This window comes from Chitinophaga sp., from assembly GCF_017745275.1.
Lineage (GTDB): Bacteria > Bacteroidota > Bacteroidia > Chitinophagales > Chitinophagaceae > Chitinophaga.
This window is the reverse complement of record NZ_JAGHZS010000014.1, coordinates 19,068-34,908: the sequence shown is the minus strand read 5'-3', so window position 1 is coordinate 34,908 and position 15,841 is coordinate 19,068. Positions and strand designations below refer to the sequence as shown.

Annotated in this window: 12 protein-coding genes; 10 read left to right on the top strand and 2 right to left on the bottom strand. The window is 47.0% G+C overall.

The genetic code is table 11. From position 1 onward, the window contains the following. Nucleotides 1-5 precede the first annotated feature (5 nt). Together J7623_RS31240 and J7623_RS31235 are read right to left on the bottom strand one after the other, a co-directional pair. On the bottom strand, nt 6-494 hold the full coding sequence (locus J7623_RS31240) for a DinB family protein (protein ID WP_291929188.1): 489 nt from the start codon (nt 492-494) through the stop codon (nt 6-8). A 10-nt stretch (nt 495-504) separates the two neighbouring features. Next, entirely contained in the window at nt 505-915 is a 411-nt protein-coding gene (locus tag J7623_RS31235) for a Dabb family protein (RefSeq protein WP_291929185.1), read from the bottom strand. A 138-nt stretch (nt 916-1,053) separates the two neighbouring features. Between J7623_RS31235 and J7623_RS31230 the strand changes: the two genes are divergently transcribed. From J7623_RS31230 to J7623_RS31185, 10 genes are all read left to right on the top strand, one after another. Continuing rightward, nucleotides 1,054-2,565: a histidine kinase gene (locus tag J7623_RS31230; RefSeq protein WP_291929183.1), complete on the top strand. Its 1,512-nt coding sequence runs from the start codon at nt 1,054-1,056 to the stop codon at nt 2,563-2,565. 4 nt (nt 2,566-2,569) lie between these two features. Further along, nucleotides 2,570-3,754, top strand: a complete 1,185-nt coding sequence (locus J7623_RS31225; RefSeq protein WP_291929181.1) for a DUF4407 domain-containing protein — start codon at nt 2,570-2,572, stop codon at nt 3,752-3,754. A gap of 35 nt (nt 3,755-3,789) precedes the next feature. After that, nucleotides 3,790-4,494, top strand: coding sequence for a LytTR family DNA-binding domain-containing protein (locus J7623_RS31220; protein WP_291929178.1), 705 nt, complete (start codon nt 3,790-3,792; stop codon nt 4,492-4,494). 80 nt (nt 4,495-4,574) lie between these two features. After that, nucleotides 4,575-5,165, top strand: a complete 591-nt coding sequence (locus J7623_RS31215; protein WP_291929175.1) for a TetR/AcrR family transcriptional regulator — start codon at nt 4,575-4,577, stop codon at nt 5,163-5,165. A 40-nt stretch (nt 5,166-5,205) separates the two neighbouring features. Continuing rightward, nucleotides 5,206-6,075 (top strand): alpha/beta hydrolase, encoded by an 870-nt coding sequence (locus tag J7623_RS31210; protein ID WP_291929172.1) that lies wholly within the window; start codon nt 5,206-5,208, stop codon nt 6,073-6,075. A 73-nt stretch (nt 6,076-6,148) separates the two neighbouring features. Continuing rightward, nucleotides 6,149-6,739: an RNA polymerase sigma factor gene (locus tag J7623_RS31205; RefSeq protein ID WP_291929169.1), complete on the top strand. Its 591-nt coding sequence runs from the start codon at nt 6,149-6,151 to the stop codon at nt 6,737-6,739. Between the two features lie 473 nt (nt 6,740-7,212). Further along, nucleotides 7,213-9,837, top strand: coding sequence for a zinc-dependent metalloprotease (locus tag J7623_RS31200; RefSeq protein ID WP_291929166.1), 2,625 nt, complete (start codon nt 7,213-7,215; stop codon nt 9,835-9,837). 14 nt (nt 9,838-9,851) lie between these two features. Further along, complete coding sequence (locus J7623_RS31195; protein WP_291929164.1) at nt 9,852-13,223, top strand: SusC/RagA family TonB-linked outer membrane protein; 3,372 nt, start codon at nt 9,852-9,854, stop codon at nt 13,221-13,223. 11 nt (nt 13,224-13,234) lie between these two features. Beyond that, nucleotides 13,235-14,569, top strand: a complete 1,335-nt coding sequence (locus tag J7623_RS31190) for a RagB/SusD family nutrient uptake outer membrane protein (protein ID WP_291929161.1) — start codon at nt 13,235-13,237, stop codon at nt 14,567-14,569. Between the two features lie 246 nt (nt 14,570-14,815). Then, nucleotides 14,816-15,808: a FecR family protein gene (locus tag J7623_RS31185; RefSeq protein WP_291929158.1), complete on the top strand. Its 993-nt coding sequence runs from the start codon at nt 14,816-14,818 to the stop codon at nt 15,806-15,808. Nucleotides 15,809-15,841: the final 33 nt, after the last annotated feature.

Sequence of the window (15,841 nt, the reverse complement as noted above, 5' to 3'; positions counted from 1 at the left end):
CTAATTTAAAGCATTATTCTCACCGTCACCAGCAGTTGCCCGGTATGACGCATGGTATGCTCTGCTGCATGAAAGAGCAGGCCTTGTACCGTAGAAGGCAACTGTTTACGGCCTACACCCCGGAATTCGGTGAGGGTATTTTCCGGCGTGGTGGATAACTGCAACAGCGCTTTATGTGTTTGCGCATTGAAGGCATCCAGCAGCTCCTGCAGCGATGGACCGGGTTGGCCTTCCTGTTTGAGGTAGGCGAATTGCCCGGGTGTCAGCGCTTCTGCCCTGGCGTAAGTAAAGAGCCGGTCTAATACGCCGCTGATGTGTTGCAGGTGGAAGCCGGGAGACGCCACATTTTTTGGGCTTTCCCATAGTCGCTCTTCCGGGAAATCCTGCATCAGGATATTTATTTCATGGTTGGCCTGCAGCAACGTATGTGCTGCAGGTTGCAACAGCGCCGGTATATGCTCTACCGGCCCGCTCATCCAATATTCAGTGGCCATGGTAATAGAATTATACTGCTACTGCATCGTATACAATTACTTTTTCCCAGAGGTGGCTGCATTTTTTGATAAACTCCTGGTGGATGGGATGGTCCTGGTAGGTGGCTTGTCCGGCCAGGTCGCTGAAGAAAATCAGCTCGGATACGGACCAGCTGTTGTCTACCACCTCACGTTTTTCCGTACTCGCTACTACGCCTACACGAAGGTCACGCACGGTTTCAATTTTAGAGAGCGTTTTCACGCCGGCTATCAGTTGCTCAAGATCTTCCTTTGAATCCGGATTCTTCAACCAGAAGAATACATGATGTACGATCGGGTATTTCTTTTCCATATTTGCTGCGGGTATTGCTGCTGCAGCGGTAGTACCTACGGCCAGTGCTGCAGCGGTTCCTAAAAATGTTCTTCTGTTTGACGTGCTCATAATGGGCCTGTTAAGGCGATGAAAATAATAAAGATTGATGATTTATTATAGATTTCATACCGCATTCCGGCACTTTCATCCCATTTTGCTTTGCCCCAAGCGGGCAAATGTTAATATTGCTGTAAATATTGATCCCTTATGAATCAATTTAAAAAGATTGAATTCGGCGTCGCCACCGGTATTTTCCTATTGCTTTTATTTTCCGTGCTTTATCCCAGCCTGGTGTACAATGTGTTTGAACTGCAGGATATCTATGGTCCCAAGTTCGCCATGTATCACCAGGTATTCGACTATTATATCCATTATTTGTTACCATTAATGGGACAAATGACAACGATATATGTTACTTTCCTGCTCGTGAATTTTGTAATTGTGCCAATGTTCCTGGAGAAGGGACGATGGGTAGGAGGGTTGTTATTGTTGATTCCACTCGGACTACTTTATTTTATCCTCACTATTGTTTGTAACTCTTACTACTACGGTTATTTGTTTGGGGTATACGATACCGTGCGGGGGGCGCATATGCATTTTGTGAAGTCGGCTTTTATTACCACGGTTTTTTCCACGCTGATATATGTAGTATATTATTTTGTGAAGCGGGCCTTCTATGATACCCTGTATGCCCGCTTCAACCGCGATGCCACCTTCCGGCAAATGATGATGGAAATATGCTGGGCAGCAGCTTTGTTTGTGGTGATCTTTTGCTTGTCGTTCGGCGATTCCAGGGACCTGGCGCTGATGATTCTTTTCTTTGGCCCTTCACAGATCGCGGTGTTCTTTATTCTCCGCTACAAGGTGTTCCCGGATTTTGAAGAGGTGCATCACGACAAGCGTTTACTCGTCAGGGATATTGCGCTAACTGTTTTTGCCAGCAACATATTGATGGCGTTGATCACCCGTGCTATCGGACATAGGAGAGGAGACTGGTTTTTTGCATTGGGATCTATTGGTGTGATGGTTTCCCTGATGGCGGTAGTACCTGTTTGCTGGTTCCTGTTTCGTTCACGTAAGAAGCATCAGCAAACGGTGGTGACGCTGAAAAAAGCGTTGGGACGTTCGGCGGCTGACCTGGATTTCTTACGTTCCCAGATTAATCCACACTTTTTATTTAATGCGCTGAATACCCTCTATGGTACAGCGTTACAGGAAGAGGCTGCCCGTACCAGTGAAGGTATTCAGAAGTTGGGAGATATGATGCGCTTTATGCTGCACGACAACAATCTCGAGAAGATTCCACTGGACAAGGAAGTGGCTTATCTGCAGAATTACATTGCCTTGCAACGCCTGCGTGTATTATCATCTCCTGATATCCTTATAGAAATAAATATTGATGAAAGCCAATGCCAGCATGAAATAGCGCCGATGTTGCTGATTCCGTTTGTAGAAAATGCATTTAAGCATGGTATCAGTTTAAGACATCGGTCCCGCATTGTGATTTCCCTGAGTTGTACGGCTGATCAGATTTTCTTTGATGTGTATAACAGTGTGCATCCCCGTCCGGAGAATGATCCGGAGCGTGAAGGTATGGGCATCGGTTTGAATAATGTAAAAGAAAGATTGGCTTTATTATATCCTAACCGGCATGAATTGAGTATTCGCCAAACCGGTAGTGAATTTTTTATCCACCTTACCATTGATGTTAATAAATAATAAAATGAAGAAAGAAGAAGTACCTGCTGCACCAGCACCGGATGGCATGACCCGTTTTTTATGGTGGCTGGCCGCTGCAGATGCAGATATATTGAAGGATTGCAGAACGGAAAAAGAACGGTATCGCATTATTGGTATATCCGTGTTGGTTACCTGGATGTTCGCCACCCTGGCGTGGGGATATTTCTTTTCTACCATTGTGAATGATGATATGGTGGTAGCAGGACTGGCCCTGTTTTTCGGCTTCGCCATATTATCTATCGACAGGACCCTGATTGCGGCCATGTCGCGTACCAACGGCAATATAAAAGTACTACCCGTTATTTTTCGTTTAGTCCTTGCCGTTACAATCGGGTTATTTATATCACAGCCGGTAGTATTAATGTTATTTAAGAAAGACATTGATGCTCAGCTGGAGCTGAGTAAACAAACCAAGCTCGATGCTTACCGGGAGCAACTGGTGAAGCTCAACGCAGGGCAGCTGGGCACTTTGCAGCAGTCCATAGACCTGGGCAAAGCGCAGTTGGCACAGAAAGCGGCGGAGCTGAAAGTGTATAAAGACGGCTACATTAAAGAAACCGATGGTACCGGTGGCTCCGGCAGAATAGGAGAGTCGGATATTGCACGGGTGAAGAAGTCTGCCTACCTTAAATCGGAAGAGGAGTACCAGGCGATGCAGCGGGCCTGGGAACCACAGCAGCAACAGTTGCAGGCGCAAATCAACAAGATGCACAGTGTGGATAGTTTGAAAGAAACGGTTTACCTGGGTACATTGACCAACGGGTTCCTGGCACAGGTAGAAGCGTTACACGAATTAACAGAAACACATCCGCCGGTAAAACAACGTTACCGGCTTATCGTATTTATTATCACCCTCATTGAAGTGATGCCGCTGCTGAGTAAAATACTGATGCCCAAAGGGGAGTACGATGAGAAGCTGGCTGCTGCAACAGCGCAGGGCGTAATAGCGGCCCAACTTGAAACCGCTAACAGTGAGCAGTTGCAGGAACATTACCAGGCAGCCGCTTTGCAGGCAGATAAAGAAACCGTAGATCACCTGTTTGAATCTACCCGGGATATCCGGAAAGAGCAGGCAGAAGCCCTGGTGAAGGAGTGGCGCAGCCGCGAGCATAACCAGTACCACCATCTCTGGCAACAGGCAAAGAAATTGTTGCTGGGGAAAATTTAGTAAATCCCTATCTTGCTAATGCCTAAAATAGCCATATGAAGCTGACTGCTATTGCTATAGATGATGAACCGGTGGCGCTGGCTGTTATAAAAAATCACGCCGCCATGGTGCCCTTCCTCGAAATGAAAGGGTTTTTCACCAATGCGTTTGATGCCATAGATTTTTTGAGTAAAGAGAAAGTAGACCTGCTTTTTCTAGATATTAAAATGCCGGATATTTCGGGGCTGGATTTTTTATCCAGCTTGCCTTATCCGCCTATGACGGTATTTACCACAGCTTATTCTGAACATGCCGTGAAAAGTTTTGAGCTGGATGCCATCGACTATCTCCTCAAACCTTTCTCCCTGATACGTTTCATGAAAGCCTGCAACAAAGCCAATAACCTGTTGCAGTTGAAACAGAACAACGGTGTACCGGTGAGTAAAGATCAGCCGGATTATATTTTCGTAAAAAGTGGTTATGAACAATTCCGGATTGTATTGGAAGATATCCTTTACCTGGAAAGCGCCGGTAACTACGTGAATTTCATCCTGACCGACCGTAAACTGATTTCCCGCCTGTCGATGCAGGAAGCGGTAGACCTGTTGCCTATTGCCGCTTTTACGCGTGTGCACCGCTCCTATATTGTGGCTAATAATAAAATTGAGCGGGCCGACCGGAATTCCCTTTACATCAAAAACATTCCTATCCCCATTGGTGCGGCCTATGCCGCGGCAGTGGAGCGCATCCTGAGCCTGTGATCAGCACGGATGTTGCCGTGTCCGGGACAAGACAAAACTTTTTTTGAAAATTGGACCAATTGGTCTAATTTGCTATTGCCATGGGAAAAGCAGAAAAGACCAGACAGTTTATCATTGAGCGGGCGGCGCCTATTTTCAACCGGAAAGGGGTGGCCGGTACTTCTATCAGTGATATCCTGAAAGCTACGCAGTTGGCCAAAGGAGGGATCTATGGCAACTTTTCTTCCAAAGAAGAAATTGTAATGGAGGTATTTGATTATATCGCGGAAGAAGAGCGACAGCAGCTCATGAAAATAACGGCTACAGCCAATACGTCTGTCGGCAAGTTTGAAGCGCTGTTCGACTACTATGCTACTTTCCCGAAGCACCAGCGGGTAGGTGGTGGTTGTCCTATGCTTAATTTCGGCGTGGAAGCAGATGATACCAATCCTGGCCTGAAAAAGAAAGTGAGTGAGCTGGTGTTGTACTATGAATCCCGCATTGCCAAAATGGTGCAGTATGGAAAGGAGCATGGAGAATTCCGTGCCGACTGGGATGAAAAGCAATTTGCCGTTCGCATGTTTACCATGCTTGAAGGGGCTATCCTGGTGAGTAGTGTGCTGGGGCATAACAGGCAAATGATGGTAGTGCTGGACTCCTTAAGGGAAGAAATGAAACGTCACATGCTGTGACTTTTTTTTACGACAAAAATAAACCAATCGGTCTAAAATCATGCAACACCAGGTTTTACCACTATCGCTGCGGATGACGAGTACCCTGTTATCCTTGATGAGCCGCCCTTTTCCCGGCTTAACTGCCAGGTTGTTTTACCGTTTATACAGCACCCCACCTGCCGGAAAATTACATGCCACCCACGAACAACTGCGGGATACCGCTGTAGTAGCGCCACTGCGGGTAAGCAGCTATCCTTTTGATAATACTCCATTAGACATCGTTACTTATCGCTGGGGCAACACCGGGCCTAAAATATTGCTGCTACATGGCTGGGGAGGAAGTCCCCTGCATTTTAAGCAACTTATTACCACACTGCTGGCAAACGGTTACCAGGTAGTAGCCTACGATGGTCCTGCCCACGGCCGCTCCGGTGGCAAGCGTACCAACCTGGTACAGTGGATGCATGTACTGGAGCAGGTAATGCTGCAGGAAGGCGAGTTATACGCTATTGTTGGACATTCCTTCGGCGCCCTGAATGCCGCCCTGACCCTTTCCCGGAAATCGGTCAGCGTACCGAAACTGGTGCTGTTGGGCGCCGCGCTCAGTGCACCCGTATTTTTTGATGAAGCCTTGCGGCTGTTCCGCATTCACCCCGTAGTGATGCCCCGGCTCACTACGCTTGTGAGAGAGCGTCTCCGGGAAGACCTCTCCGACATGGACCTGCACCGCTATATCAACGGTATCAAGGCCGGCAGCATATGGATTGCCTATGATACTACAGATACCCTGGCCAAAGCCACGGAAATAGACGATTACCTGCAACAGTATCCGGCCATCCAATCCCTCCGGTTTACCGGGGAAGGACACTTCCGGATTATGCGCCACGAGGCCGTGCTAACGGGTATGCTGGCTTTCCTGGCTGCCTGATCATGATAAAATAAAAATGCAAATCCGGCTTGTTTGTTATATCTTGCGTACTTCCCGTTAATTCGCTGGTGATATGCATGGTATAACAGACAAAGACCTGGTTGTCCTGGTGCATTCGCAACCTTTAGAGGCGTTCCGGCTCATATACCAGAGGTATTGGGATCCGCTCTTTAATATCGCTTTTAAACGACTGCAGGATGCAGAGGAGGCCCGTGATATAGTACAGGAAGTGTTTGTAACGGTGTGGGATCAACGCGCACAGTTGCAGCCACGGGAATCGTTGTTGCCCTATCTGCAGGTTATCCTTCGCAACCGCATCTTTAATTTATACGCCCGCAATGAAGTGAAACTGAAATACATTGTGGAAACACAATGGCAGGTTACCTTCGCCCAGAATAACGCCGTACAGCAACTCACCCTCAAAGAATTACAGGACATCGTAAACGATGCCATCGCCCAGCTACCTCCCCGTATGCAGGAAATATTTCTGTTAAACAGGGAAGAACAGCTCACCCCCGCCGAAATAGCTGAACACCTGTCACTCTCCGTTCAAACGGTGAAAAATCAACTGCACCGCGCCACTGAAAAAATGCGGGAACACCTGCGCAGCAAAGTAGATCCTACATTGCTCCTCACCATTATTGCCATCCTGACCGGCAAATAATTTTTTGTTACGTATAAAGGAAAAGCTGGGATGCAAATTTGCATTAATAAACGTAGGCCCATTTCTGTTATCATCTCAGAAAAAATAATTTCCCGTTAAAATCCTTAGTAGTATAACGTTTTAGCAAAGTTTAGACCTGCTTTTGAATAAAAATAAAAGCAAAGCGTTTTTCTGTAAATACTTTTCAATAGCTTTGCATCCCTGTGGTTAAAAAAATGTTAACACGCGGAAATATTGCTTGTGAAGATGTATAAGTGTCTGTAGTTATTTAAACCTGCACCCACTCTTTGTAGCACCCGATCGTCCTTTGTAGCCCGGCCCTTGCTGGGCTTAACTGTTGGGGTATTACCCTGCCAGGATTCCTATGCGGTAACCACCCCGCCAGCGGACATCCCTTTTATACCAGCAACGCGTCCGGATCATTGTTGCCCCTGTATTAGTACTTAGTATACATCACTAATAACGCTCCAACTATGCACGTAAGTTACAGGAAACTGTTATGGCTACTCCCATGCGTAGCCCTTTCGGCACTATGCCTCTCTTCGATGGAAGCCCATGCCCAGTCAAAGAAAAAAGGCAACTGGCTGTTTGGTAAAAAAACACCGGCAGCAACAGCGGATACGGCCACCAAAAAGAAACCGGATACCAAAGGACTGAAACCTTATAAAGAGGTGATCACCGCCGATGCCGTTTCTAAAGAAGGACTGTTTAAAGTACACCGCGTAAAAACAGACTACTACTTTGAAATCCCCCTGAAACTCCTGGGTCGCCAGATCCTGGTAGTCAACAAGCTGTCCAAAGTACCGGAACAGCTCAACGATGCCGGCGTGAACAAAGGAATGAACTATGCCAACCTGGTCGTTTCTTTCGAAAGAGACACCCTGCTCAATAAAATATTCCTGCGTAAACAAAACCCATTCCTGGAAGTACCTGCCAACAACGCCATTGCGCAATCCGTAGCAGATAACTTCATCCCTTCCGTTATCGACTATTTCAAAATAGAAACCTATAATGCGGATACCACCGCCGTTGTGGTAAACGTATCCAAGATATTCGACGGCTCCAACAGCAGCATCAACAACGTATTTGATGCACTCGGCATGGGTAGCTCTCCCATCAGGGACCTCTCCCGCATCCGCATCATCAAAGCTTTTGAAGATAATATCGTTGCCAAATCTGAACTGACGGCAAAAATTACCGGCGTGGAAGTTTCTATTGAAACCACTACCAATATGGTATTGTTAAGCGAGCATCCCATGACGCCCCGCTTCGCCGACAGAAGGGTAGGACTCTTTACCACTCCCCGCTGGTATTTCAGCGATGAGCAACATAAACTGGAAGAAAGGGAACTCATCACCCGCTGGCGCCTGGAACCCAAACCAGAAGACCTCCAACGCTATCGCAACGGAGAATTGGTGGAACCGGTAAAACCAATCGTTTATTATATTGACCCAAGCACACCGGCAAAATGGCGCCCCTATATCAAAGCAGGGATTGAAGACTGGCAGAAAGCTTTCGAAGCAGCTGGTTTCAAAAATGCCATCGTCGCCAAAGATGCGCCGGTCAATGATCCTGACTTTGACGGCGACGACGTACGCTACTCCGTAGTTACCTACGCCGCCTCTTCCAAAGCCAACGCGATGGGCCCTTCAGTGATCGATCCCCGCTCCGGCGAAATCCTGGAAGCTGATATCATCTGGTGGCACAACGTAATGAGTACACTCCACTCCTGGGTACGCATCCAAACCGGTGCCATCGATCCCCGCGCCCGTGGTAACCAGTTTAGCGACTCTCTCATGGGACACGCCATCCGCTTCGTTTCCAGCCATGAGGTAGGACATACCCTCGGCCTGCAACATAATATGGGCAGCTCCTACGCCTTTGAGGTAGACTCCCTGCGATCACCAGCCTTTACTTCCCGCATGGGTGGTACGGCGCCCTCTATCATGGACTATGCCCGCTTCAACTACGTGGCACAACCCGGCGATAACGTGACGCAAATTACTCCCGCCATCGGCGTGTACGATAAATTCGCCATCGGCTGGGCATATCAGTATACCGGCGCTAAAACGCCACATGAAGAACTGCCCACACTGAACAAACAGTTACGCGCACACGAAAACGACCGACTCTACGCATTCGGTGAACAACAGGAAGTGCGCGACGCCATAGATCCCCGCTCCCAGATAGAAGATCTCGGCAACGACGCCGTGAAAGCCAGTCGTTATGGCCTCCTGAACCTGAAACGCATCGTGCCGCAAATCCTCACCTGGACCAAAGAAGAAGGTGATAACTACGACGAAGCCGGTAAAATGCTCAACAGCGCCATCGGCCAGTGGAACCAATATGCCTATCACGTACTGGCCAATGTAGGTGGTATCTATATCACCCCTACCGTATACGGGCAAAAACAAAATACCTACGAACACGTAGAAAAGAAAAAACAACAGGATGCGGTACATTACCTGGTGGCAGAAGTATTTAACACACCAGCATGGCTGTTCAAAAATGATATCTATACCAAAAGCTATCCTATTAAGGAAAGCCCAATTGGTAACATCGAATACGGCGCACTGGTATATGCCAAGAGCTTGCAATCCTACCTCTACTACGATCTGCTCCGCGATGAACGCCTGTCACGTATGTTGGAAAATGAAGCTGCCAACGGCAAATCCGCTTACACCGTGTCCGACCTGATGAGCGATCTGCACCAGGGCATCTTTGCCAAAACGTTGCGTGGCCAGTCGCTGGATATCTTCGAACGCAACAGCCAGAAAGGCTTTGTTGATGCACTCATCATTAGCATCGACAAATCTGTGGTACCTGTTGCAGCAAAGAAATTACAGGCCAGCGAACCAATCACCGGCATCAATGATTTCTGCACTTTCTCCCTGCAACCACAAAAAGAAGAACGCGCTTCCCGCAACATGATGTACTTCGCGGTAAATCGTGTGTCCGACGCCGTAAGTGCAAAACGTGGAGAACTGAGCCGCCTGCTGCAATTGCTCAATAGCAGAAAGAACAGCAGGGACAGGGCCACAGCAGACCATTACAGCGATCTTATTATCCGTATCAACCAGGCTTTAAATAATAAATAATCACATCTCTCTACATGAAAAAAAGTTCAATTTTACAAAAGACAATATGCCTGTTACTGGCAGTCTGTCTTTTCCCATGGTGGGCGCAGGCGCAAAACAGCCCGCGTATTATTAAGGGTAAAGTAGTAGATGCTGTTTCCGGAGATGCCCTCATCGGCGTGTCTATCTATGCCAGCAACAAAACTATCGGTACCACCACCGGTGCCGAAAACATTATAGAAAACATCAGCATCGGTGCTATTACCAACGAGAAAGGCGAATTCTCCCTGAACCTGCCTGACTCCCTGAAAGTAAAGCAGCTCACGGTAAACTATATGGGATATGAAACCCGTTTGGTGACCCTCACAGCCAGCAACACTTATCATATTACTTTAGCTACCTCCGGTAAAAACCTCAACGAGTTTGTATTTACCGGTTATCAGCAAATCCGTAAGAATAAATCTACCGGCGCTACCGATAAAATCAGTCTCGATAAAATAGATATCGGTGGTGTGATGAGCGTGGAGCAAATGTTACAGGGACAGTTGTCTGGTGTGGCGGTAACCCCACTCTCCGGCGCTCCTGGCCAGGCAGCGAAAATCCGTATCCGTGGCACATCTTCCCTGCAAGGTACCCAGGACCCATTATGGGTAATTGATGGATTGCCTGTTGAAGGTACTAACCTGCCGAAGCTTGATGATGCCAAAGCAATTGATCAGTTGTATACATCTTCTATTGCCGGCTACAGCCCTGCAGATATTGAAAGTATTACCGTACTGAAAGATGCCGCTGCTACCGCCATCTATGGCGCCCGTGCGGCAAACGGTGTAATTGTGATTACTACCAGGTCCGGCAAAAAGAACGAACGCCTGAGCATCAACTATCGCAACAACTTTACATTTACGCAGAAGCCTGACCTGGGCCGCCTCAACCTGATGAATAGCGACCAGAAAGTAAACCTGGAACTGGACCTCTTTACCTCCGACTACACCTACCTGCCGGATAATGGTGAAGTATCCCGCATTCTCAGCAAATATGGCGTTACACCGGAAGAATTGACCAGCAAAGGTTTTAATGGTATCAATGCCAACGCACGTAACGAAATTAATGCCCTGAGAGGTATCAATACCAATTGGAACGACCTGTTGTTCCGCAGTGCTTTCACACAGGAACACAGTGTAAGCGTGTCTGGTGGCGGCGACAGATCCTCCTATTACTTCAGTGGCGGTTATTACGATGAGAAAGGTGCTGCTATTGGTACCGGCGCTCAACGCTATAACATCACCCTGAAAACAGATTATGATCTCACCGATAAACTGAAATTCTCTGCAGGCATCTTTGCTAATCAACGTTCGCAAACCTCTTTCCTGACGGATAGAATGGCGGTGACCAACCCTATGAGATATTCCAGGGTTGCCAATCCATATACCAGTACTTTAGATAATAACGGCAATTATGTATATGACAAGAATGTTGTAGGTGATGAAAGCATACTGAATTTTAATGTGCTGGAAGAACGCGCCAATACTGGTAAAACCAATAAAGCGCAAGCCGTAAATACCAACTTTAAACTGGATTACGAGATCATCCCACGACTGCACATCAGCTCACAGCTGGGAATACAGTCGGAAAATACATCTTCCGAAAAAATAGCCCTGGAAAATAGTTATTATATCCGTCAGCTGGCAGATATCAGCCAGCGCTATGATCCTGCTACCGGTACTAAATCTACCTTCCTGCCCAAAGGTGGTATGATTGATAACGGAGAACAGCGAATGCAGCAGTATACCCTGAAAACATTGGTGGAATACAGCTTCAACCTGAATAAAAAACACGACTTCAATTTCATGGGTGGTAATGAGCTGAGAAGAATTAAAGACAGACTCAATACTACCGTGGGTTATGGCTATGATCCTAAAACATTGACCACGCAGCCACCAAAGTATCTGAATGATAATGAAATAAACGCACTGTATAAAGACAGGCATCAATATGTGGAAAATGCCTTTGTATCATTCTTTGGAACCGGCAGTTATACTTACAACAATCGTTATACCCTGGCAGGAAGTATCCGTTTTGATGGATCAGACCTGTTTGGTGTAGATCCGAAATACAAATATCTGCCGTTATGGTCTGTGAGCGGTTTATGGCGGGTAATGGAAGAACCATTTATGAAAAATGTGCGTTTCCTCGACATGTTAAACGTACGTGCTTCCTATGGTTTACAGGGGAACATCGACAAAAACACCTCTCCATTCGTAGTTGGCCGCTACATCAATGCCGCTATACTGCCGGGTAATACCTCCCAGATGATCCTGGTAGACGGCCCTCCGAATGCCAAACTGAGATGGGAGAAAACTATCAACAAAAATATCGGTATTGATTTCGCCGTGCTGAAAAACAGGGTGAATGTAACCGTGGATTATTATGATCGTCATGGTAAAGACCTGATCAACGCCCTGGCGTTGCCATTGGAAACCGGCTTCCAGTCTATGAACGTAAACTGGGCAGAAATGAAAAACAGTGGGGTAGAAGTAAGCATTAACACCCGGAATATCACCCGTAAAGATTTCCGTTGGTCTACCGACTTTAATTTCTCTTATAACAAGAATACTGTTTTACGGGAAACCCTGCCGGATAACTCCTATTTCCCTTCAAGGGAAGGTCAGGCTATCGGTTCCATCTGGGGACTGCCTTACGCTGGTTTGAGTGAAAAAGGGATGATCATGGTGAATTACAAAGGCAAGGTAGAATCCCTGTCGGAATTGATGCAGTTGCAGGATGATTTCGCCGGTGATCCGGATTTGGGAGGATTGTTCCCTTATACCAATCTCACTAATGCACAGATGCGTGATCTGTTCAGCAACATGGGCAGCAGCGATCCTTTGTATACCGGTGGTTTGAACAACAATTTTACTTATAAGCAATTTGACCTGTCTATTGGCCTGATGTTCAACCTGGGCCAGAAAGTGAAGATTGATCCACCTTACAACCCGATGAACTACAACCGCGGTTTGAATAGCAGCACCGCTATTCTCGATCGCTGGACACCGGCGAACCCGCATGGAAAATACCCTGCATTATTCGGCAATACTGCAGCAACAGATCCGGAGCTGAAATTACTGGGTCACTGGCTGGAAGACAAAATGTACCAGTATAATGCTCTTGGCTTATGGATCCGGGACGGAGGTTATGTAAGGGTGCGTAACATTACATTAGGCTACCGTTTACCGGAAAATATCAGCAATAAAATCAGGATGAAAGGATTGAAGGTAACAGCGGAAGCCCGCAATCCGTTTGTGTTTGCAAAGAACTATGATGGCTACCTTGATCCGGAAACAATGGGTAATATCTATGCACAGCCCATTCCTAAAACATTTACCATTGGCCTTAATGCCACATTCTAAAACTCAGTAAGATGCGTAAAGTAATATATGCCACAGGACTGGTGTTAACAATGGCTTCCATGTCCTCCTGTAAAAAGTACCTCGACATTGTACCGGTAGGTAAAGTAGTACCCACTACGGTAGAAGATTTTACCAAAGAGCTGGATGCTGCTTATGCTATCGCCGATTTGGATAAAGGAATAGCTTCTTATCGTGGGGATGAAATAACCGTGAATGAAGCCAAAAGCCGGGATGTGGATCTGGTGTCGAACAACTTCCTCTGGAATGAGAATGGCCCAACCAAAGGGCTTACTTTCGACTGGCGCGGTAAATACCAGCGGATTTTTTATGCTAATCATATCATTGGTGCAGCACCTGCTGCTACCGGCGGTACCGAAGCACAGAAAAATCAACTGCTGGGAGAAGCCTACCTGATGCGTGCGTACACGTATTTCAACCTGGTAAACCTCTATGGCAACGCCTATAACGAGGCTACCGCAGCTACCGATAAAGCCGTACCGCTTATCATCGAAGTGGATATGGAAAAAGTAGCCCGTCGTAATACGGTGAAGGAAGTATACGCACAGGTACAGGCGGATCTGGAAAAGGGATTGTCGCTGGTAAACAAAGATGTTTATGAAACAGCACTATCTTACAAATTCAGTAAAACGGCAGGTTGGGCCCTGGCTGCACGTGTATATCTGTACACTCACCAGTGGGATAAAGCCCTGAATGCTGCAAAAGCAGTATTGGATAAGAAAAATACCCTGATTGACTTTAACAACAGCACAGCGTTGCCTACCCTGTATAATTCTATTGAAAGCATACAGGCGTATGATCTGAATTATAATGTAGTCACCATACAAACAGCGTTTGTATCTGATAACCTGTTTGCTTTGTACAATCCGTTAGGCGACTTACGTCTGAAAATATTCTACGGAAAGGACAAGAACAACAAAAACATCATTGCTAAAATCAATACTGGTAATAATTATCGTCAATCTTTCCGCGTGGCGGAAATGTACCTCATCGCAGCAGAAGCAGCCGCACAGTTGAATCAGCCGGAGGTGGCCCGCGATTATATTAACCAGTTAACGCAGCGCCGTCTTACACCGGCATTCCATGCCACAGAGCAACTCCGCCTGTCTACATTGGCCGGCAAAGCCCTGCTGCAGGAAATTTACGATGAAAGAGCCCGGGAATTGTCTTTCGAAGGACATCGCTGGTTTGATCTCCGCAGAACTATGCAACCGGAAATCGTTCATACGCTGAAAGGGAAAGCAACTACCCTGAAAGCAGGCGATCCGCGTTATACGATACGTATTCCTATGGATGCCGTTGCGAGCAACCCGTTGTTAAACGAATAGTGTTGCTTTTGCATCCTTTTAAAATGCCGCAGGGGAGACTCTGCGGCATTTTGATTTTAGCTTTTAGCCGTTAGCTTTTAGCTTTTAGCAAAATGCAGCAGAGATAAACATATAACATATTCTCCGCTGCATTTTGCTAAAAGCTAAAAGCTAACGGCTAAAAGCTGAAAAAAAATTTGAAGAATTTTTTTTCTCCACTGGTACGATCGGCCAAGCTCCCTGTACCTAATGGGTCAACCAACTACTATGCTCAATTACCGGTATATCCGTTTTTTATTACAAAAGCAGCTGGAAGAGGGTCTCAGCGCAGAAGAAGAACTTTTTTTGCAGCAATGGTATCAAAGCCTGGACACCATGCCGGCGGAAATGCCTTCCGCAGCAGAGCAGTCGGCGCTGAAAGAACAATCCTGGCAGCACCTGTCGGCTATATACGAGGGAACCATCAACACGCTATCAACGCCGGTGTCACCGGCTGTTGTTAAACGTATGCCACGCTGGAAACGCCTCGCCTGGCCGGCGGCCGCCGCGTTGCTACTATTCGCCGGCGTGAGATTATATTTCCGGGAAACTCCAAAACCAGGACCAGCTAACTGGGTATCATTGGATTGCCCTGCCGGAAAGCGCCTTAAAATGGAGTTGCCGGACCATTCGGTGGTGTGGCTCAACAGCGGCTCCAGCCTGCAGTATAACCCCGATTTTGGCGCACAACGTCAATTTAATGTCCGCAACGGGGAAGTGTTTTTTGAAGTGGCCAAAGATGCCCATCACCCTTTTATCGTAAAAACAAGAAGCCTGGCAGTAAAGGTATTAGGTACCTCTTTTAACGTATCTGCCTACACGGAATTGTTGCAGGAAAAAGTGACCGTGGCCTCCGGAACCATACAGGTACAGGATCAGCACCAATGCGATGTAATCCTCGGTGCCGGCGAAGAAATAGTGTATAACAGCAGCAAAGCGGCGTTCTCTACGCAGCAGGTCAATGCCGCCCGTGCCAACAGCTGGCGCAACGGAGATATCTATCTCACCAACGTAAGCCTCGCAGAACTGGCCATTAAACTGGAAAATATCTATGGCTATAAAGTCATATTCACCAACGGGCAGATGAAAGGATGTATCAACAGCCTTCATTTTAACGACCAGGAGCCGGTTACTAAAGTACTGGACCTGCTGAAGATCATCGACAACATTACATACACCATCAGGAACAAGCAAATAATTATCAGCGGTAAGCCTTGCTGATAGAGCACTTTACCATTTAATATCAAATACCGA